Origin of the sequence: Pseudomonas sp. PSPC2-3, assembly GCF_049898265.1 — a bacterium.
Lineage (GTDB): Bacteria > Pseudomonadota > Gammaproteobacteria > Pseudomonadales > Pseudomonadaceae > Aquipseudomonas > Aquipseudomonas veronii.
The window spans coordinates 336,635-356,606 of record NZ_JAFCXJ010000009.1 but is presented as its reverse complement, the minus strand read 5'-3'; the positions used below and the strand labels follow the sequence as shown (position 1 = coordinate 356,606).

At 58.8% G+C, this 19,972-nt stretch carries 18 protein-coding genes and 2 tRNA genes; 1 reads left to right on the top strand and 19 read right to left on the bottom strand.

What is annotated here, in order from left to right; translation table 11 throughout:
• Positions 1–52: 52 nt before the first annotated feature.
• From rpsO to rlmE, 14 genes are all read right to left on the bottom strand, one after another.
• On the bottom strand, positions 53–322 hold the full coding sequence (gene rpsO / locus ACP7E3_RS22310) for a 30S ribosomal protein S15 (RefSeq protein WP_003176135.1): 270 nt from the start codon (positions 320–322) through the stop codon (positions 53–55).
• A gap of 159 nt (positions 323–481) precedes the next feature.
• Positions 482–1,399, bottom strand: a complete 918-nt coding sequence (gene truB / locus ACP7E3_RS22305) for a tRNA pseudouridine(55) synthase TruB (protein WP_014719950.1) — start codon at positions 1,397–1,399, stop codon at positions 482–484.
• 3 nt (positions 1,400–1,402) lie between these two features.
• Positions 1,403–1,798 (bottom strand): 30S ribosome-binding factor RbfA, encoded by a 396-nt coding sequence (gene rbfA / locus ACP7E3_RS22300; protein ID WP_017847424.1) that lies wholly within the window; start codon positions 1,796–1,798, stop codon positions 1,403–1,405.
• 159 nt (positions 1,799–1,957) lie between these two features.
• A complete protein-coding gene (gene infB, locus ACP7E3_RS22295) occupies positions 1,958–4,486 on the bottom strand; it encodes a translation initiation factor IF-2 (protein ID WP_046382043.1) in 2,529 nt (842 codons plus the stop codon).
• A 27-nt stretch (positions 4,487–4,513) separates the two neighbouring features.
• Positions 4,514–5,995: a transcription termination factor NusA gene (nusA, locus tag ACP7E3_RS22290; RefSeq protein WP_008057419.1), complete on the bottom strand. Its 1,482-nt coding sequence runs from the start codon at positions 5,993–5,995 to the stop codon at positions 4,514–4,516.
• A gap of 47 nt (positions 5,996–6,042) precedes the next feature.
• Positions 6,043–6,501: a ribosome maturation factor RimP gene (gene rimP / locus ACP7E3_RS22285; protein ID WP_026140087.1), complete on the bottom strand. Its 459-nt coding sequence runs from the start codon at positions 6,499–6,501 to the stop codon at positions 6,043–6,045.
• A 141-nt stretch (positions 6,502–6,642) separates the two neighbouring features.
• Positions 6,643–6,719, bottom strand: a tRNA-Met gene (locus ACP7E3_RS22280).
• 96 nt (positions 6,720–6,815) lie between these two features.
• Positions 6,816–6,901: transfer RNA gene (locus ACP7E3_RS22275), tRNA-Leu, on the bottom strand.
• 22 nt (positions 6,902–6,923) lie between these two features.
• Positions 6,924–7,307 carry a preprotein translocase subunit SecG gene (secG, locus tag ACP7E3_RS22270; protein WP_010206600.1) on the bottom strand — a complete coding sequence of 128 codons (384 nt, stop codon included), beginning with the start codon at positions 7,305–7,307 and terminating at the stop codon, positions 6,924–6,926.
• 4 nt (positions 7,308–7,311) lie between these two features.
• Entirely contained in the window at positions 7,312–8,067 is a 756-nt protein-coding gene (gene tpiA / locus ACP7E3_RS22265) for a triose-phosphate isomerase (protein ID WP_046382042.1), read from the bottom strand.
• Between the two features lie 66 nt (positions 8,068–8,133).
• Entirely contained in the window at positions 8,134–9,471 is a 1,338-nt protein-coding gene (gene glmM, locus ACP7E3_RS22260; RefSeq protein WP_017847420.1) for a phosphoglucosamine mutase, read from the bottom strand.
• A gap of 16 nt (positions 9,472–9,487) precedes the next feature.
• The gene (gene folP / locus ACP7E3_RS22255; RefSeq protein ID WP_026140085.1) at positions 9,488–10,339 is read right to left on the bottom strand and encodes a dihydropteroate synthase; all 852 of its coding nucleotides are present in this window, start codon (positions 10,337–10,339) and stop codon (positions 9,488–9,490) included.
• A gap of 8 nt (positions 10,340–10,347) precedes the next feature.
• Positions 10,348–12,258, bottom strand: a complete 1,911-nt coding sequence (ftsH, locus tag ACP7E3_RS22250) for an ATP-dependent zinc metalloprotease FtsH (RefSeq protein ID WP_017847418.1) — start codon at positions 12,256–12,258, stop codon at positions 10,348–10,350.
• Between the two features lie 200 nt (positions 12,259–12,458).
• Positions 12,459–13,109: a 23S rRNA (uridine(2552)-2'-O)-methyltransferase RlmE gene (rlmE, locus tag ACP7E3_RS22245; protein WP_017847417.1), complete on the bottom strand. Its 651-nt coding sequence runs from the start codon at positions 13,107–13,109 to the stop codon at positions 12,459–12,461.
• A 105-nt stretch (positions 13,110–13,214) separates the two neighbouring features.
• Between rlmE and ACP7E3_RS22240 the strand changes: the two genes are divergently transcribed.
• Positions 13,215–13,523 carry a YhbY family RNA-binding protein gene (locus ACP7E3_RS22240; RefSeq protein WP_017139256.1) on the top strand — a complete coding sequence of 103 codons (309 nt, stop codon included), beginning with the start codon at positions 13,215–13,217 and terminating at the stop codon, positions 13,521–13,523.
• Positions 13,524–13,532: 9 nt separating this feature from the next.
• On the opposite strand, the gene ACP7E3_RS22235 is transcribed toward ACP7E3_RS22240, so the two are convergent.
• The 5 genes from ACP7E3_RS22235 to dapB form a co-directional block, all read right to left on the bottom strand.
• Entirely contained in the window at positions 13,533–13,937 is a 405-nt protein-coding gene (locus ACP7E3_RS22235) for a hypothetical protein (protein ID WP_017847416.1), read from the bottom strand.
• A 28-nt stretch (positions 13,938–13,965) separates the two neighbouring features.
• The gene (gene greA, locus ACP7E3_RS22230; protein ID WP_017847415.1) at positions 13,966–14,442 is read right to left on the bottom strand and encodes a transcription elongation factor GreA; all 477 of its coding nucleotides are present in this window, start codon (positions 14,440–14,442) and stop codon (positions 13,966–13,968) included.
• Positions 14,439–17,660, bottom strand: a complete 3,222-nt coding sequence (gene carB, locus ACP7E3_RS22225) for a carbamoyl-phosphate synthase large subunit (RefSeq protein ID WP_017847414.1) — start codon at positions 17,658–17,660, stop codon at positions 14,439–14,441. Before carB ends, greA begins: the two co-directional genes overlap by 4 nt.
• Before the next feature lie 105 nt (positions 17,661–17,765).
• The gene (gene carA, locus ACP7E3_RS22220) at positions 17,766–18,902 is read right to left on the bottom strand and encodes a glutamine-hydrolyzing carbamoyl-phosphate synthase small subunit (RefSeq protein ID WP_108525435.1); all 1,137 of its coding nucleotides are present in this window, start codon (positions 18,900–18,902) and stop codon (positions 17,766–17,768) included.
• A gap of 259 nt (positions 18,903–19,161) precedes the next feature.
• Positions 19,162–19,968: a 4-hydroxy-tetrahydrodipicolinate reductase gene (gene dapB, locus ACP7E3_RS22215; RefSeq protein ID WP_026140082.1), complete on the bottom strand. Its 807-nt coding sequence runs from the start codon at positions 19,966–19,968 to the stop codon at positions 19,162–19,164.
• Between the last annotated feature and the right edge of the window lie 4 nt (positions 19,969–19,972).

The window sequence follows — 19,972 nt, the reverse complement described above, 5'->3', positions numbered from 1 at the left end:
CGGGAATCCCACTGACACACGGCAAACAACCAACCTCTAGCGCAATCGCTTATTAGCGACGCAGACCCAGGCGACCGATCAGAGCCTGATAACGACCCAGATCCTTGCCTTTCAGGTAGTCCAGCAGCTTACGGCGCTGGTTTACCATGCGGATCAGACCACGACGGGAGTGGTGATCTTTACCGTTGGCCTTGAAGTGACCTTGCAGTTTGTTGATGTTGTGGGTCAGCAGTGCAACTTGCACTTCTGGCGAACCAGTGTCACCAACAGCTTGCTGATAGTCAGCTACGATTTGTGCTTTTTCTTGAACGTCGAGAGCCATGAGGCAATCCTTTTTTCAGGAAACCACCCAAAGGGCAGTTTCAACAGGCCAGGGACAAATCCCTGTATCTAAAAATGAGTAGTGACCGTGCCTGTTAACAGCCACCCTCGTTCCAGTTTGCGTAAAGGCTGATACGCTTTTACCACAAACTGGTTTCGGTCATTCTGACCGAATCAGTCGACGCGGCGCGATGCGCCCGTCTTCGCTCACTTCACCGATACCGATAAAGCGACCGTTATGATCCTGTACCCGCACCATGCCGAATTTCGGCGCGTCCGGGGCACGTACCGGCTGGCCGTTGAGCCAGTAGAACGCGCTGTGCTCCGAGAAGTGCAGCAATGGCCAATCGAGCAAACCGCTGTCCGATGGCATCAAGAAGCGATCGACCGCTTCATTGCCGCCTTCGGCGTGTACCGCTTCCAACTCTTCCAGCGTCACCGTCTGGGCCAGGCTGAAAGGGCCGGCCTGGGTGCGTCGCAGTTCTGCGACATACGCGCCGCAACCGAGCTTTTCACCAATATCTTCCACCAGGGTACGGATATAGGTGCCTTTGCTGCAGTCCACGGCCAGGCGTGCGGTGTCGCCTTCACAGGCGAGCAATTCCAAGCGCGCAATAGTAACAGAACGCGGTTCGCGCTCCACTACTTCACCCGCACGAGCCAGCTTGTAAAGTGGTTGCCCATCGCGCTTGAGCGCCGAGTACATCGGCGGTATCTGACTGATTTGCCCACGAAAAGCGGGTAAAGCAGCCTCGATATCAGCACGACCAACGGTCACGTCGCGAACCTGCAAAACATCACCCTCGGCATCGGCCGTGGTGGTGGTCTTGCCCAGTTGCATCAGGGTTTCGTAACCCTTGTCGGAATCGAGCAGGTATTGCGAGAACTTGGTGGCCTCGCCAAAGCACAACGGCAACACACCGGTGGCCAGGGGGTCGAGGCTGCCGGTGTGCCCGGCTTTCTCGGCATTGAGCAGCCAGCGGACCTTCTGCAAGGCGGCATTGGAGGTAAAGCCAATGGGCTTGTCGAGCAGAATGATGCCGCTGACGTTGCGACGGATACGTTTGACCTGAGCCACCGCTTACTCCTTGGCGTCTTCAGGTGTGGACGGATGCTGATTATCCTCAGCCACGGCGCGCTCGATCAGTGCCGACAGGTGCGCGCCACGCACGACGCTTTCGTCGTAGTGGAAGTGCAACTGAGGCACGCTGCGCAGCTTCATTTCGCGGGCCAACTGCATGCGCAGGAAACCTGCGGCCGAGTTGAGCACCTTGATGCTTTGCGCGATTTCTTCGCTGCTGTCCTCACCCATCACGGTGATGAAGATTTTTGCGTGACCTACGTCACGGCTCACTTCAACGGCGGTGATGGTGACCAGGCCAACACGAGGATCTTTGACTTCGCGACGGATCAGTTGGGCCAGCTCGCGCTGCATCTGATCGCCGATACGTTGGGTACGGCTGTATTCTTTTGCCATGTCTTGTTACCTGTTACTGCCACACGGTGAAACCCGTGGGGTCTGAAAGCGGCAAACGCCCGGCCTGACAAAAGCCAGACCGGGCGTTGCGTTTAGAGTCCGGACGTTGCGCGGGGCATTTGCATGCCCACACGCGGCGTGGCTCCTGAAGTGCGCGAGTTAGAGGCTGCGAGCAACCTGAACCTTCTCGAAGACTTCGATCTTGTCGCCAACCTTGACGTCGTTGTAGCTCTTGACGCCGATACCGCATTCCATGCCGGCACGTACTTCGGAAGCGTCATCCTTGAAGCGGCGCAGGGATTCCAGCTCGCCTTCGAAGATAACGATGTCTTCACGCAGTACACGGATAGGACGGTTACGGTGAACGGTGCCTTCGATAACCATGCAGCCGGCGATCGCGCCGAATTTCGGCGAGCGGAACACGTCACGCACCTCGGCGATACCCAGGATGTTCTCCCGGACGTCGCTGCCAAGCATGCCGGTGAGGGCTTTCTTGACGTCTTCGATGATGTCGTAGATGACGTTGTAGTAACGCATGTCCAGGCCTTCCTGCTCGACGATCTTGCGAGCGCCAGCATCGGCACGCACGTTGAAGCCGAACAGTACAGCGTTGGAAGCCAGTGCCAGGTTGGCGTCGGACTCGGTGATACCACCGACACCGCCACCGACGACACGCACTTGCACTTCGTCGTTACCCAGGCCGTTCAAGGCGCCGTTCAACGCTTCGAGGGAACCACGGACGTCAGATTTGAGGACGATGTTAAGCGTCTTCTTCTCTTCCTGGCCCATGTTCTCGAAGATGTTTTCCAGCTTGCCGGCGTGAGCACGGGCCAACTTGACTTCGCGGAACTTGCCTTGACGGAACAGAGCCACTTCACGGGCTTTCTTCTCGTCGGCAACCACGCTCATCTCGTCGCCAGCGTCCGGGGTACCGTCCAGGCCGAGAATCTCGACAGGGATGGACGGACCGGCTTCCTTGATGGACTTGCCGTTCTCGTCGAGCATGGCACGTACACGGCCATAGTTCGAACCGACCAGCACCATGTCGCCTTGGCGCAGGGTACCGTCTTGAACCAGAACGGTCGCCACCGGGCCACGGCCCTTGTCGAGGCGGGACTCAACCACAACACCACGGCCAGGAGCCGATGGCGTAGCGGTCAGTTCCAGGACTTCGGCTTGCAACAGAACAGCTTCGAGCAGCTCGTCAACGCCAGTACCGACTTTCGCCGAAACCGGTACGAATGGAGTGTCGCCACCCCATTCTTCGGAAGTCACGCCGTGAACCGACAGTTCGCTACGGATGCGATCGAGATCGGCGCCCGGCTTGTCGATTTTGTTCACCGCAACCACCAACGGTACGCCAGCTGCCTTGGCATGCTGAACGGCTTCGATGGTTTGTGGCATCACGCCGTCGTCTGCCGCAACGACCAGGATCACGATGTCGGTCGCCTTGGCACCACGGGCACGCATCGCGGTAAACGCGGCGTGACCAGGGGTGTCGAGGAACGTCACCATGCCGCGATCGGTTTCAACGTGGTAGGCGCCGATGTGCTGGGTAATACCGCCAGCCTCGCCTGCCGCAACCTTGGCACGACGGATGTAGTCGAGCAGGGAAGTCTTACCGTGGTCAACGTGGCCCATTACGGTCACGACCGGCGCACGGGAAACGGCTTCACCTTCGAACTTCAGGGACTCGGCCAGGGAATCTTCCAGGGCGGTGTCGCTGACCAGGGTCACTTTGTGGCCCAGCTCTTCGGCAACCAGTTGGGCAGTTTCCTGATCCAGTACCTGGTTGATGGTGGCCGGAGTGCCCAGCTTGAACATGAACTTGATGATTTCAGCTGCCTTGACCGACATCTGCTGGGCGAGATCGCCCACAGTGATGGTCTCGCCGATCTTCACTTCACGCACGACAGGGCCGGTTGGGCTCTGGAAACCGTGGGCGTTGCGTTTTTTCAGCTTGGCCTTGCCGCGACCACCACGACGGAAGCTGTCGCTTTCTTCGTCGGTGGTACGTGGGGCAACGCGTGGCGCAGGCGCTTTCTCTTTGACCGAAGCACGATGCGGAGCGTTTTTGCGCTCACCATCACCGCCGCCACCGCGACGACTGTTATCGTCGGCACGTGGTTTGTCCGGACGACGAGGTTCGTCGCGTTTACGCGCATCAGCAGCAGGTGCTGGTGCAGCGGCCACCGGAGCGGCCTCACGCACAGCTTCTACAGGCGCGGCAGCAGGAGCAGCGACCGCATCAGTGGCAGCAGGTTGCGCAGCAGCAGGCTGGCGACGCGCTTCTTCTTCGGCGCGACGCTTGGCTTCTTCTTCAGCCTTCTGACGAGCAGCATTTTCTACTGCGCGACGTTCTTCCAGTTCGCGTTTGCGCTCGGCTTCGATTTCTTCCGGGCTGCGCTGTACGAAGACTTTCTTCTTGCGTACTTCAACGCTGATGCTCTTGCTACCAGCAACACGCAGGGTGCTGGTGGTTTTGCGCTGCAATGTAATCTTGCGCGGTTCTTCCACTTTCGCCTTGTGGCTGCTCTTCAAGTGAGTCAGCAAAGACTGCTTCTCACTATCGCTCACACCTTCATCGGCGGCGGTGTGCGGCAGACCTGCCTCACGCATCTGCTGCAACAGGCGCTCTACCGGTGTTTTGACCTCATCGGCCAGTTGTTTCACCGTGACTTGCGTCATGCACTTCTCTCCTCAGGCCGCGCCTAATTACTCGAACCAATGGGCTCGGGCGGCCATGATCAACTTGCCGGCACGATCATCGTCAATGCCGTCGATGTCGAGCAGATCGTCAATAGACTGCTCGGCCAGGTCTTCGCGGGTAATTACGCCGCGCACCGCCAGTTCCATCGCCAAATCCTTGTCCATACCCTCAAGCGAGAGCAGGTCTTCGGCCGGATGGGCGTCTGCCAGCTTTTCCTCAGTAGCGATGGCTTTAGTCAACAAACGATCCTTGGCCCGAGCGCGAAGCTCGTTGACGGTGTCTTCGTCAAAGCCATCGATGTTGAGCATTTCTTCCAACGGTACGTAGGCAATCTCTTCCAGGCTGGTGAAGCCTTCATCTACCAGCACCTGCGCCAGGTCTTCGTCGACTTCCAGCTCGTCGATGAAGTTGCGCAGGATGTCACCGGTTTCAGCTTGCTGCTTAGCCTGGATGTCCGATTCGGTCATCACGTTCAGGGTCCAGCCGGTCAGTTGGCTGGCCAGACGCACGTTCTGACCACCACGACCAATGGCCTGAGCCAGATTGTCTGCGCCAACGGCGATGTCCATGGCATGGGCATCTTCGTCAACGATAATTGCCGCCACTTCAGCCGGCGACATGGCGTTGATCACGAACTGCGCCGGGTTATCGTCCCACAGGACGATATCCACACGCTCACCGCCCAACTCGCCCGACACTGCCTGGACGCGCGAACCGCGCATACCAATGCAAGCGCCCTGCGGGTCGATGCGTTTGTCCTTGGAACGGACCGCGATCTTGGCGCGCGAACCCGGGTCGCGGGACGCAGCCATGACTTCGATCAGGCCTTCGGCGATTTCCGGCACTTCGATGCGGAACAGTTCGATCAGCATTTCCGGCGCGGTACGCGACAGGATCAACTGAGGACCGCGGTTCTCGGTGCGGATTTCCTTGAGCAGCGCACGCAGACGCACGCCGACACGGAAGGTTTCGCGAGAAATGATGTCTTCGCGGGCCAGCAACGCTTCGGCGTTGTTGCCCAGGTCGACGATCACGTTGTCGCGGGTAACTTTTTTCACGGTGCCGGAGATGATTTCACCCAGGCGCTCGCGATAGGCGTCAACGACTTGAGCGCGCTCGGCCTCGCGAACCTTCTGCACAATGACCTGCTTGGCAGTTTGTGCAGCAATACGGCCGAACTCGATCGATTCGATCTTTTCTTCGACAACATCACCGACCTTGGCGCCAGGGTGCGTTTCAGCGACCTTGCTCGGCCAGGTTTCGATGGCCGGATCATCAAGATCGGCTTCTTCAACGACCGTCCAGCGACGGAAAGTTTCATAGGCACCGGTGTGGCGGTTGATTTCCACACGCAGATCAACTTCGTCTTCAAAACGCTTTTTGGTCGCAGTGGCCAGGGCCAGCTCCAGCGCTTCAAAAATCACGTTTGCCGGTACGCCCTTTTCATTGGATACCGACTCAACAACCAGCAGTACTTCTTTGCTCATCGTACGCCTCGCCTTTCGCAAGCCATTGGATCCGCGGGATCCGCGTCTCAGTCAAAACTGGGAATAATGTTGGCCTTGTCGATCATATCGATCGGCAACAGGAACTCATGGTCTTCTACTTGCACCACGACATCCTGCTCTTCTACACCGCGCAGAAGGCCCTGAAAATTGCGTCGCCCTTCAAAGGGAGATCGCAGCTTGATTTTCACTTGTCCACCGGCAAATTTTGCAAACTGCTCGAGAGTGAACAGTGGGCGTTCCATGCCAGGCGAGGAAACTTCGAGGGTGTACTCAACGGCGATTGGATCTTCAACATCCAGGACACCACTGATCTGACGGCTGACAATGGCACAATCGTCCACCAGCACGCCGCCCTCTTTATCAATATAAACGCGCAACATTGAGTGGCGACCTTGAGCCGAAAACTCAATACCCCAGCATTCATAGCCCAGGGCCACGACCACCGGGGCCAGCAAGGCCTGCAACTCTTCTAGCTTGCTCGACACCTGAACCCCCTCGTGCATGTATGTGCATGCTGTGCAAAATAAAAAAATGGGCGAAACGCCCATCCTTGAAACGCCGTCGAATAGCGGCGTTGAAAGTGTCCAGCTAACAAAAAGCCCCTTAATAAGGGGCTCCGCTAAAACTGGTTGCGGGGGCCGGATTTGAACCGACGACCTTCGGGTTATGAGCCCGACGAGCTACCAGACTGCTCCACCCCGCGACAAAGCTGGGGCGGAAGTATACGACCGATCCCTTACAGGGTCAATGTAACCTTCCACCTACAAGAAAGCCCGCAACAGCGGGCTCTCCTGATAATTGGTACCGAGAAGGGGACTCGAACCCCTACACCCTATGGGCACAACCACCTCAAGGTTGCGTGTCTACCAATTCCACCACCTCGGCAATACAGCGTTTACAACCCTTCTTACTTCTGCTCTTGAGCTGGAGGCACGTCAGTCGCTGGAGTAGCCGACTTTTGCTCTTGAAGCACCGGGACATCATCAGAAGCCGGTTTTGCTTTTGGTACTTCCAACACTGCTGGGTTTGGCAAACCTACTTGAGTCAGCACATGAGCTTTCTCTTTAGCAAAGTAACCTAACCCTAAGCTGGTTATGAAGAAACCTGCGGCAAGTATAGCAGTAAACTTACTAAGAAAGGTAGAGGAACCTTGGCTTCCGAACACAGTATTTGAAGCACCTGCACCGAAAGACGCACCAGCATCCGCACCTTTACCCTGTTGCAACAAAACCAGGGCAACTACGCCCAGGGCAGCCAACAGATGAAAAACGACTACGACTGTTTCCAGCATTTTTTCAGTTTCCCGCGGCGCGACAAATCGCACCGAACTCATCTGCATTCAGGGAAGCTCCACCAATGAGCCCCCCATCGATATCCGGCATGCCGAACAGTTCGACCGCATTGGCCGCCTTCACGCTGCCGCCGTATAGAAGCCGCACACCTTGTGCGACCTCAGAATTCTCTGCCGCCAACTGCGCGCGGATAGCTGCATGCACATCCTGCGCCTGTTGCGGTGTTGCAGTCAGCCCGGTGCCAATGGCCCAGACCGGCTCGTAAGCGATGACTGCCTTCGCAAACGCACCAACACCCAGCTCCTCGATGATGCTGCCCAGCTGACGCGAGACAACTTCAAGAGTCTTGCCCGATTCGCGCTGTTCAAGGGTCTCCCCTATGCACAACACCGGAATCAAGCCACAAGCCTGTGCCGCTGCGAACTTGCGATTGAGTGTCCCATCCCGCTCGCCCATCAACTGACGGCGCTCGGAGTGCCCGACAAGCACGTAGGAACAACCCGCATCAACCAACTGACTTGGCGAAATCTCACCTGTCAGCGCACCTTGCATGGGTTCCATTGCGCAATTCTGCGCGCCGACCTGAATCGACTTACCTTTCAAGCCATCAACCACTTGGTTGATATGCAAGCAAGATGGAAAAACCGCGACATCAACACCGCTCGGCAAGGCCAAGTGACGAAGGCCATTGATCAGCTCAGCGACACTGGCGCGGGTACCGTGCATCTTCCAGTTACCAGCTACCATAGTGCGACGCATGCTGTACCTCGTCGGTCAAAGTGGGCGCAGATGTTACCCAACCACACCATCACTGGCAAGCCGAATTCAGGAGCAAACTTCAGTTACTAGTTTTGCCAGGTCTTCGGCATGCCCGCGAACCAGGGTTTCGTCCTCACCTTCGACCATGACGCGCACCAGCGGCTCTGTGCCGGACTTGCGCAGCAACACGCGCCCACGCCCCGCCATTGCCAGGGTCACGCGCTCGCAGGCCGCTTTGACAGCCGGGTGTTCGATCGGGTTGTCGCCACCGGCAAAGCGCACATTGAGCAGCACTTGCGGGCACTTACGCAGGGCTTGACGCGCCTGGGCCAGGCTTTCCTGGCGACGGCGCAACGCCAACAGCACCTGCAGCGCGGCGATGATCGCGTCGCCCGTGGTGGTGTGCTGGAAGCACACGACATGCCCGGAGTTCTCGCCACCGATCTGCCAATTGCGCTCCAGCAGTTCCGCAATCACATAACGATCCCCGACATTGGCACGCACAAAAGGAATGCCCAGCTCGCCCAGTGCCAACTCCAGCCCGAGATTGCTCATCAGCGTACCGACGACACCACCCTGCAAGCGGTTACGCTCATGCAGGTCGCGGGCAATGATGAACATCAAGTCATCGCCATCAACCACGGCGCCGGTGTGATCCACCATCAGCACGCGGTCGCCGTCGCCATCAAAGGCAATACCCAGGTCGGCATGCTCGGCCAGGACGGCAGCCTGCAATTGCTCCATATGCGTGGAGCCGCAGTTTTCGTTGATGTTCAACCCGTTAGGCTGGGCCGACAGCACCGTCACTTCCGCACCCAGCTCCTTGAATACGCTCGGCGCCACTTTATAGGTCGCACCATGGGCACAGTCGACGACGATCTTCAGCCCGGCGAAATTGGTGCTGCTTGGCACACTGCTCTTACAGAATTCGATATAACGGCCAGAGGCGTCGTTGATCCGCGACACCTTGCCCAGCTTGCTGGACTCGACCACCGTCATCGGCGCATCCAGCAGCTCTTCGATCATCAGCTCGATCTCATCCGGCAGCTTGGTGCCCTGCCCCGAGAAGAACTTGATGCCGTTGTCATCATGAGGATTGTGCGAAGCACTGATCACAATGCCGGCTTCGGCATGGAAGGTACGCGTCAGGTAAGCGATCGCCGGGGTCGGCATCGGGCCCAGCAGCATTACATCGGCACCGGCGGCGGACAAACCGGCCTCCAGCGCAGACTCAAACATATAGCCTGAGATACGCGTGTCCTTGCCCACCAGGATGCGGCACGCGCCCATGCTGCGGAACGCCATGCCTGCCGCCCAACCCAGCTTGAGCATGAAATCGGGGGTAATCGGAAACTCGCCGACCCGACCACGGATACCGTCGGTGCCAAAGTATTTCTTTGTCATAAGTGCTCCATCATTCTTATTCGGCCGATTCTACTGCGGCAATCATGCGGACAACATCCACGGTCTCAGCGACATCATGCACACGCAAGATACGCGCACCCTTGGTCACAGCAAGTGCCGCCAGCGCCAACCCACCATAAAGCCGCTCGCCCACCGGGCGATTCAGCGCCAGACCTATCATGCTCTTGCGCGAAACGCCGACCAACAAAGGTCGACCCAGGGCATGCAAGGCTTCCATATGCTTGAACAGACTTAGATTGTGCTGCAGGGTCTTGGCGAAACCAAACCCCGGATCGAGGATGATCTTGTCGGCAGCGATCCCTACGGCGGCGCATTGAGCAATGCGATCAGCCAGGAACCCGCTCACTTCGCCAACCAGATCATCGTAGTGCGGATTGTCCTGCATGGTGCCGGGCTCGCCCAGCATATGCATCAGGCACACCGGCAGGCCGGTCGCTGCGGCGGCGTCCAGCGCGCCATCACGCTGCAACGAACGCACATCGTTGATCAGCCCCGCACCCAGGCGCGCCGTTTCGCGCATCACCGCCGGGGTCGATGTATCCACGGAAATGATCACATCCAGCTCGCGAGCGATGCGCTCGACGATCGGCGCCACCCGCTCCAGTTCCTCCACGGGAGAAACCACGCGAGCACCGGGCCGGGTCGACTCGCCGCCGACATCGATCAAGGTCGCACCCGCCGCCACCATCGCCTCGGCGTGACGCAACGCAGCATCGAGCTGATTGAAGCGACCACCATCGGAAAAGGAATCGGGGGTTACATTAAGAATGCCCATGACATGCGTATGGGCCAAATCAAGAACCCGGCTGCCGCAAGGCAACCGGGTGGAGGACGACGCAAAAGTCATTTCAAACCTTAGTGGTCAGCTGCAGGACCGCCGATCGGGTTTTCAGGGCGTTCGTTCTGAACCACTGGCGGCGTGCCAGAGGTGCCCGAACCACCTTCCCAATCGCGAGGTTCACGCGGTGTACGGCCCGCCATGATGTCGTCGATCTGATCGGCATCAATGGTTTCGTACTTCATCAGCGCATCCGCCATGGCATCCAGCTTGTCGCGGTTGTCGGTGAGGATCTGCTTGGCCGTGCCGTAGCACTGGTCAATGATGCTGCGCACTTCGGAGTCGATCAGCTTGGCTGTCTCACCTGAGAAGCTGGCACTTTGACCGCCACCACCACGTCCCAGGAACACTTCGCCTTCTTCCTCGGCGTACATCAAAGGACCGAGTTTTTCCGACAGGCCCCACTTGGTCACCATGTTCCGCGCAATCTGGCTGGCACGCATGATGTCGTTGGAAGCGCCGGTGGTGACACCGTCGAAGCCCAGGGTCATCTCTTCAGCAATCCGGCCGCCGTACAGCGAGCAGATCTGACTGATCAACGCACGCTTGGAGAGGCTGTAGCGATCCTCTTCCGGCAGGAACATGGTCACACCCAGCGCCCGACCACGAGGAATGATCGACACTTTGTAGACCGGGTCATGCTCAGGCACGACGCGCCCTACGATAGCGTGACCGGCTTCGTGATAAGCGGTGTTCTGCTTCTCTTTCTCGGACATGACCATGGATTTGCGCTCGGCGCCCATCATGATCTTGTCTTTGGCCAGTTCGAACTCTTTCATTTCCACGATGCGCTTGCCGGTGCGGGCCGCAAACAGCGAAGCCTCGTTCACCAGGTTGGCCAGGTCGGCACCGGAGAAGCCAGGCGTACCGCGGGCAATCACGGCCGGAGCCACGTCGTCGCCCATGGGTACTTTACGCATGTGGACTTTCAGGATCTGTTCACGACCACGGATATCCGGCAAGCCCACCACAACCTGACGGTCGAAACGGCCTGGACGCAGCAATGCAGGGTCCAACACATCCGGACGGTTGGTTGCGGCAATGACGATGATGCCGTCATTCATTTCAAAGCCGTCCATCTCCACCAGCAACTGGTTGAGGGTCTGCTCACGTTCATCGTGACCACCGCCCATGCCAGCACCACGATGGCGACCAACGGCGTCGATTTCATCGATGAAGATGATGCATGGCGCGTGCTTCTTGGCCTGCTCGAACATGTCGCGAACACGGCTGGCACCGACGCCGACAAACATTTCGACGAAGTCCGAACCGGAAATGGTGAAGAACGGCACCTTGGCTTCACCGGCAATCGCCTTGGCCAGCAAGGTTTTACCGGTGCCCGGCGGGCCGACCATCAGCACACCGCGTGGAATGCGGCCACCCAGGCGCTGGAACTTGCCCGGATCACGCAGGAACTCGACCAGCTCACCCACTTCTTCCTTGGCTTCGTCGCAACCGGCGACGTCAGCCAGGGTGGTCTTCACCTGATCTTCAGAGAGCAGGCGCGCCTTGCTCTTGCCGAAACTCATCGGCCCGCCCTTGCCTCCTGCACCACCTTGCATCTGGCGCATGAAGAACATGAACACGGCGATGATAACCAGGATCGGGAAGCTTGCCACCAGGAGTTGAGTCCAGATGCTCTGCTGCTCAGGCAGCTTGCCTTCGACAATCACGTGGTTATCCACCAGGTCGCCGATCAGACCGTTGTCCTGGATTGCCGGACGAATGGTCTTGAAGCCGTCGCCATCGTTGCGCTTGCCGGTAATCACGTAGCCATCAACCGCTACGCGCTCGACCTTGCCATCCTTAACTTGCTGGATGAAGTCGGAATAGTTGAGGGTCTGCGGCTCGTTAGGGCTGGAGAAGTTGTTCATCACCGTCACCAGGACAGCCGCGATGATCAACCACAGGATCAGATTCTTTGCCATATCGTTCAATTAACTACCCTCTGAAGCAAGCTCCGCTACTGGCGCGCGCTTCGCATGATATTCACCGGCCTAACTTACTACATTACCTACAACTCTGGCAGGCGCCGTCTGTAACCCTTTGTGAAACTTTGACTACACAATATTCGTAAAGCTTCGTGACGAAAGCGATATAAAAAAACCTATCGACTCCCCTCAAACCTTCAAAGGCGCTCATCACTCGCTGCACCTTCGATACCGCGGAACCCCCGCGCCAGCAGATATTGCTCGCGAGACCGGTCCCGTGAGGAGTCCGGTTTACGCATCTGCACCTTATCGAACAGCTTGCGGATGTTCTTGTGGTACTCGTCGAAACCTTCGCCCTGGAAGACCTTGACCAGGAAATCACCACCCGGACGCAATACCCGCCCCGCCAGATCCAGCGCCAACTCGCACAGGAACATGGCTCGCGGCATATCAACAGCCGGTAATCCACTCATATTGGGGGCCATGTCGGAAATCACAAGGTCCACCTGCGAATTTCCCACAGCCTGCAGGATCTCAGCTAACACCGCATCCTGGGTAAAGTCACCATGGACGAAGGTCACATCCGGGATGCTGTCCATCTCCAGGATGTCGGAAGCGATCAACCGGCCTTGCCCGCCAATCAGACGACTGGCCACCTGGGACCAGCCACCCGGGGCGGCGCCCAGGTCGATCACGCTCATGCCGGGACGGAACAGTTTGTCCTTGTCCTGAAGCTCCAGCAGCTTGTAGCTGGCCCGGGAACGGTAGCCGTCCTTTTGCGCCTTTTTGACGTAAGGGTCGTTGAAATGCTCTTGCAGCCACTTAAGGCTAGTTTTGGAACGGGCCACGGGCCACCTCGAAAATAAAACGGGTCGTGATTAACTGGGCGGTCCCGGACTCGCTCGGGTAAACTGGCCGCCGCTTTTTACAAGATCAGACGCAGGGGTCAGATTATGCCGCTCACTCAAGAGCAGAAGAAACAGTACAAATCCATTGGCCACCATCTGAAACCAGTTTTGATCGTGGCCGACAACGGTTTGACTGAAGGTGTGTTAGCCGAACTTGAACGCGCATTGGGCGATCACGAACTGATCAAGATCAAGGTCAACATCCTTGACCGCGAAGCGCGCCTGGCCGCCATTGCAGAACTGTGCAAGGTTGGCAAGGCAGACCTGGTTCAGGTCATCGGCAAGATGGCACTGCTGTATCGCAAGAACTTCAGCGTCAACAAGCAACTGTCGAACGTTCATCGCTTCAAATGACAACAAGGGTCACGGGCGTGCTTCGCGCGCCCCGCCACTCCACCCAGGCGCCGGTTGCATCACCAGCACCAGGCCGGAAAACCCTAGCACAAGATAGCTGAATAGCTGCCAGCGCAACGCTTCCGGCAGCCACACATGCACGATGCAATACATTGCACACGCATACAGCGCCATCAACAGCAGTTGGCCGCGAATATCCCGCCACAAACTCCCCAAGCCTTCGGCCTTGATCAGCACCAGCGCCTGAAGCGTCACGCACGCCGCCGCAAAACCCACCAGCAGCGCACTCAGTAATCCATCGATCTCATCGATCAACAACGGCGCCAGGCCAATCAGGCCCAACGCCGGTAACACGCCAATATGCAACAACCACAGGCCGCCCACCCACAGCATCTGGGCAAACTGCCAAAGCATGGCGCCCGCACGAAGCGGGCGCCGCCTTTCAGACATGGCGAACTTCAACAATCTCGTACTCGATCACGCCACCGGGCGTTTTCACAACCACCACATCACCCTCTTCCTTGGCAATCAAGGCACGGGCGAGTGGCGAACCGACGGAGATCTTGCCGAGTTTGAAGTCAGCTTCGTCTTCACCGACGATGTGGTACACCACGCTTTCGTCGGTTTCGACATTGGCGATTTCCACCGTGGTGCCGAAAATCACTTTGCCGGTGTGCGGGATGGTCGTGACGTCGATGATGACCGCATTCTGCATACGGCCTTCGATGTCACGGATCCGCGCCTCGACCATACCCTGCTGCTCGCGGGCAGCGTGGTATTCGGCGTTTTCCTTCAAGTCACCCAGCTCGCGGGCCGTACCGATGTCCTGGCTCAGCTTTGGACGTACGACCTTGGTCAGATGGGCGTGCTCCTCTTCCAGGGCCTTGGCGCCCCGAACGGTCATTGGGTATTTGATCATGCCTTCAATCCTGCGTGTAGATCCTGCAAGCGACGCACGGTCTTTTCCGGACCGAACTTGAGCGCTTCGCAGATAGCTTCGCCAGCAGCAATGGTCGTGGTGCAGTAGATCTTGTGCTGCAAGGCATTACGACGAATGGAGTAAGAATCCGCAATCGACTGACGACCCTCAGTGGTGTTGATGATCAGTGTGACTTCGTCATTCTTGATCATATCGACCACATGCGGACGGCCTTCCGTCACCTTGTTCACGCGACGCACTTTCAGACCCGCCGCCTCAATCAGCCTGGCGGTCCCGGCGGTGGCCACGATCTCGAAGCCCAAGTTGATCAGATCACGGGCCACGCCTGCAACCAGTGGCTTGTCATCGTCGCGCACGCTGATGAAAGCAGTACCGCCGGTCGGCAGCACTTCGCTGGCGCCCATCTGGGCCTTGGCGAACGCTTCACCGAAGGTATCGCCCACGCCCATCACTTCACCGGTGGACTTCATCTCTGGGCCCAGGATCGGGTCCACGCCAGGGAATTTGGCGAATGGGAACACCGCCTCTTTCACGCTGTAGAAGTTCGGAATGATTTCTTTGGTAAAGCCGATTTCCTTCAGGGTCTTACCGGCCATCACGCGGGCAGCGATCATGGCCAGGGACACACCGATGCACTTGGACACGAACGGCACGGTACGCGAGGCGCGCGGGTTGACTTCGATGACGTAGATGTCTTCGCCTTGCAGCGCCAACTGTACGTTCATCAGGCCGACCACACCCAGTTCCAGGGCCATTTTCTTGACCTGTTCGCGCATCTCGTCCTGGATGTGCAGCGGCAGCGAGTAAGGCGGCAGCGAGCACGCGGAGTCACCGGAGTGAACGCCCGCCTGTTCGATGTGCTGCATGATTGCGCCGATGACCACGTCAGTACCGTCGCAAACCGCATCCACGTCCATCTCGATGGCGCAGTTGAGGAAGTGGTCCAGCAGCACCGGGCTGTCGTTGGACACTTTCACCGCATCACGCAGGTAACGCTTGAGTTCTTCTTCTTCGTAGACGATTTCCATCGCCCGGCCGCCCAGTACGTAGGACGGACGCACCACCAGCGGGTAGCCGATCTTGCTGGCCGCACGCAGGGCTTCGTCTTCGCTGCGCACGGTAGCGTTCGGCGGCTGACGCAGGTTCAGGCGCTCGACCATTTGCTGGAAGCGCTCACGGTCTTCGGCACGGTCGATGGCGTCTGGGCTGGTGCCGATGATCGGCACGCCAGCGGCTTCCAGGGCACGGGCCAGTTTCAGCGGGGTTTGGCCGCCGTACTGGACGATCACGCCTTTAGGCTTCTCGACGCGCACGATTTCCAGCACGTCTTCCAGGGTGACCGGCTCGAAGTACAGGCGGTCGGAAGTGTCGTAGTCGGTGGAAACGGTTTCCGGGTTGCAGTTGACCATGATGGTCTCGTACCCGTCTTCGCGCAGGGCGAGGGCGGCGTGTACGCAGCAGTAGTCGAACTCGATGCCCTGGCCGATACGGTTCGGACCGCCCCCCAGGATCATGATCTTGTCGCGACCCGACGGTGCAGCTTCGCACTCTTCCTCGTAGGTGGAGTACAGGTAGGCGGTGTCGGTGGAAAACTCGGCGGCGCAGGTGTCAACGCGCTTGTAGACCGGGAAGATGTCCAACTTGTGGCGATGAGTGCGCAGGTTTTTCTCAGTCACACCCAGCAACTTGGCCAGGCGCTGGTCGGAGAAACCTTTGCGCTTGAGGCGGAACATGGTGTCGCGGTCGATGCTGGCCAGACCCAGGGTCTTGACCTTCTCTTCTTCCTTGATCAGATCTTCGATCTGCACCAGGAACCACGGATCGATCATGTTCATGCCGAAGATGTCTTCGACGGTCATGCCGGCGCGGAACGCGTCAGCAACGTACCAGATACGCTCGGCACCCGGCACGGTCAGCTCGCGCTTGAGCACGCTCATGCTTTCCGGATTGCTCAGGTCGAGCTTCTCGTCCAGGCCGCAAACGCCGACTTCGAGGCCGCGCAGGGCTTTCTGCAGGGATTCCTGGAAGGTCCGGCCAATGGCCATGACTTCGCCGACCGACTTCATCTGGGTGGTCAGGCGCGCGTCAGCCTTGGGGAACTTCTCGAAGGCGAAACGTGGCAGCTTGGTCACGACGTAGTCGATGGACGGCTCGAAGGACGCCGGGGTCTTGCCGCCGGTGATGTCGTTCGACAGTTCGTCCAGGGTGTAACCCACAGCCAGCTTGGCCGCGACCTTGGCTATCGGGAAACCGGTGGCTTTCGAGGCCAGGGCCGACGAACGGGACACACGCGGGTTCATCTCGATCACGACCATGCGGCCGGTGTTCGGGCAGATACCGAACTGCACGTTGGAACCGCCAGTCTCCACGCCGATCTCGCGCAGTACCGCCAGGGAGGCGTCACGCAGGATCTGGTATTCCTTGTCGGTCAGGGTCTGTGCCGGAGCAACGGTGATCGAGTCACCGGTGTGCACGCCCATCGGGTCGAAGTTCTCGATGGAGCAGACGATGATGCAGTTGTCCTTCTTATCGCGGACAACCTCCATCTCATATTCTTTCCAGCCGATCAGGGATTCGTCGATCAGCAGCTCTTTGGTCGGCGACAGGTCCAGGCCGCGGGCGCAGATTTCTTCGAACTCTTCACGGTTGTACGCAATACCGCCACCGGTACCGCCCATGGTGAAGGACGGACGGATGATGCACGGGAAGCCCAGGGTCTCGAGAACCGCATTGGCTTCTTCCATGCTGTGGGCGATACCGGAACGCGGGCACGCCAGGCCGATGGATTTCATCGCCTTGTCGAAGCGCGAACGGTCTTCGGCCTTGTCGATGGTGTCGGCGTTGGCACCGATCATCTCAACGCCGAATTTTTCCAGAATGCCTTCGCGCTCCAGGTCGAGGGCGCAGTTCAGGGCGGTCTGGCCGCCCATGGTCGGCAGCAGTGCGTCCGGACGCTCTTTCTCGATGATCTTGGCAACGGTCTGCCACTTGATCGGCTCGATGTAGGTGGCGTCGGCCATGGCCGGGTCGGTCATGATGGTGGCCGGGTTGGAGTTCACCAGGATGACGCGGTAACCCTCCTCGCGCAGGGCTTTACAGGCCTGGGCGCCGGAGTAGTCGAATTCGCAGGCCTGGCCGATCACGATCGGGCCAGCGCCGAGAATCAGGATGCTTTTTATGTCTGTACGTTTTGGCATGGGTTTGTCACTCAAATCCGCAGGTCAGTCGGCAAGCCGTCTTGAACAATCTTTGAAGAGCCTGCGGGGGCCACCGACAGTCGGGGCCGCCCGCAGGCCGCTCAGTCAGCGTCGCTTGGCCATCTCATTGATGAAACGGTCGAACAGCGGCGCTACGTCGTTCGGGCCCGGGCTGGCTTCAGGGTGGCCCTGGAAGCTGAACGCGCTCTTGTCGGTGCGCTCGATGCCTTGCAGGGAACCGTCGAACAGCGACTTGTGGGTCGCACGGACGTTGGCTGGCAAGGTCGTTTCATCCACCGCAAAACCGTGGTTCTGGCTGGTGATCATCACTACGCCGGTGTCCAGGTCCTGTACAGGGTGGTTCGCGCCGTGGTGGCCGTGCCCCATTTTCAGGGTCTTGGCGCCGGAGGCCAGAGCGAGCAGTTGGTGGCCCAGGCAGATACCGAACACCGGGATCTCGGTCTCCAGCACGTCCTTGATCGCCTTGATGGCGTAGTCGCATGGCTCAGGGTCACCCGGGCCGTTGGACAGGAACACGCCGTCCGGCTGCAACGCCAGGACGTCGCTGGCAGGGGTTTGCGCCGGCACCACGGTCACGCGGCAACCGCGCTCGACCAGCATGCGCAGGATGTTGTACTTGATGCCGTAGTCGTAAGCCACTACGTGGTAGGGCAGATCAGCGGCGTCGATGGTCTCGTGGCTGTCGGTCTTCAAGTCCCAGACAGTGGAGCGCCAATCGTACTGTTGCTGGGTGCTGACGACTTTCGCCAGGTCCATGCCCTTCAGGCCAGGGAAGCCTTGCGCCGCAGCAATTGCCGCAGCCTCGGAGATATTCTCACCGACCATGATGCAGCCGTTCTGCGAGCCTTTTTCACGCAGGATGCGTGTCAGGCGGCGCGTATCGATACCGGCGATCGCCACAACGTTGTTGGCTTTCAGGTAATCGGACAGCGACATCGTGCTACGCCAGTTGCTCGCAACCAGTGGCAGGTCACGAATCACCAGGCCCGCGGACCAGACGCGATTGGACTCGACGTCTTGCGGCGTAGTACCGGTGTTGCCGATGTGCGGATAAGTCAGGGTAACGATCTGTTGGGCGTAGGAAGGATCGGTAAGGATTTCCTGATAGCCGGTCATGGCAGTGTTAAACACCACCTCTCCAACGGTTTGACCGTCGGCTCCAATGGCTTCGCCGCGAAAAATGCTGCCATCAGCAAGGGCGAGTATGGCTGGCTTAGTCAAGAAGACCTCCCGTAAATAAAGCCTGAAAGGGCGATCGCAGGTTGTAAAAAAGCGGAGTGACGTATGGACACGTCACCCCGCTTCTTCACTGAATTATTCTGCGCGCTTTTAGTGGACACACTAAAGCTGTAGCTTACAGAAAAAGGCTGTTTTGGTCCACCGCTAATGAGCCTTAAAGGCAGGAGAATGCGACAGGACGTCGCTTAGCGGGTAAAAACGGGGCCTTAGGATAATCCCGAGGCCCCATTTTAGCTACTGATTAGTGCAGATCCAGCACATCGCGCATGTCATACAGACCCGGCGCACGCCCATCCAGCCACAGCGCGGCACGCACCGCCCCCTTGGCGAATGTCATGCGGCTGGAGGCTTTGTGCGTGATTTCCAGGCGCTCGCCTTCAGTGGCGAACAGCACGGTGTGATCACCGACGACGTCGCCACCACGAACGGTGGCAAAACCAATGGTGTCACGCGCACGCGCGCCGGTATGACCTTCACGCCCGTACACCGCCACCTTCGACAAGTCGCGACCCAGGGCATCGGCGATAGCCTCACCCATGCGCAACGCGGTTCCCGACGGCGCATCGATCTTGTGGCGATGATGGGTCTCGATGATTTCGATATCCGCCTCATCGCCCAGCACGCGCGCCGCCAGATCCAGCAGCTTGAGCGACAGGTTCACGCCCACGCTGAAGTTGGCGGCAAACACGATGGGAATATCCTTGCCCGCCTCGACCAGCAACTGTTTCTGCTCAGCACTCAAGCCGGTGGTGCCGATCACCATGGCCTTGCCCGCCTTGCGGCAGAACGCCAGGTTTTTCAGCATCACGTCCGGCAGCGTAAAGTCGATCAGCACGTCGAATTCGTCCGCCACCTGCTCCAGGTTGCCGGACAACGACACGCCGATACGCCCCAGCGAAGCCAGCTCACCGGCATCGGCGCCGATCAGCGTACTGCCTGGGCGAACGATCGCCGCGGTCAGGCCGGAGGCCGGCGAGCGCTGCTGTACCGCTTCGATCAGGGTTTTACCCATGCGCCCGGCAGCGCCCATTACGGCTATACGTCGCATACTC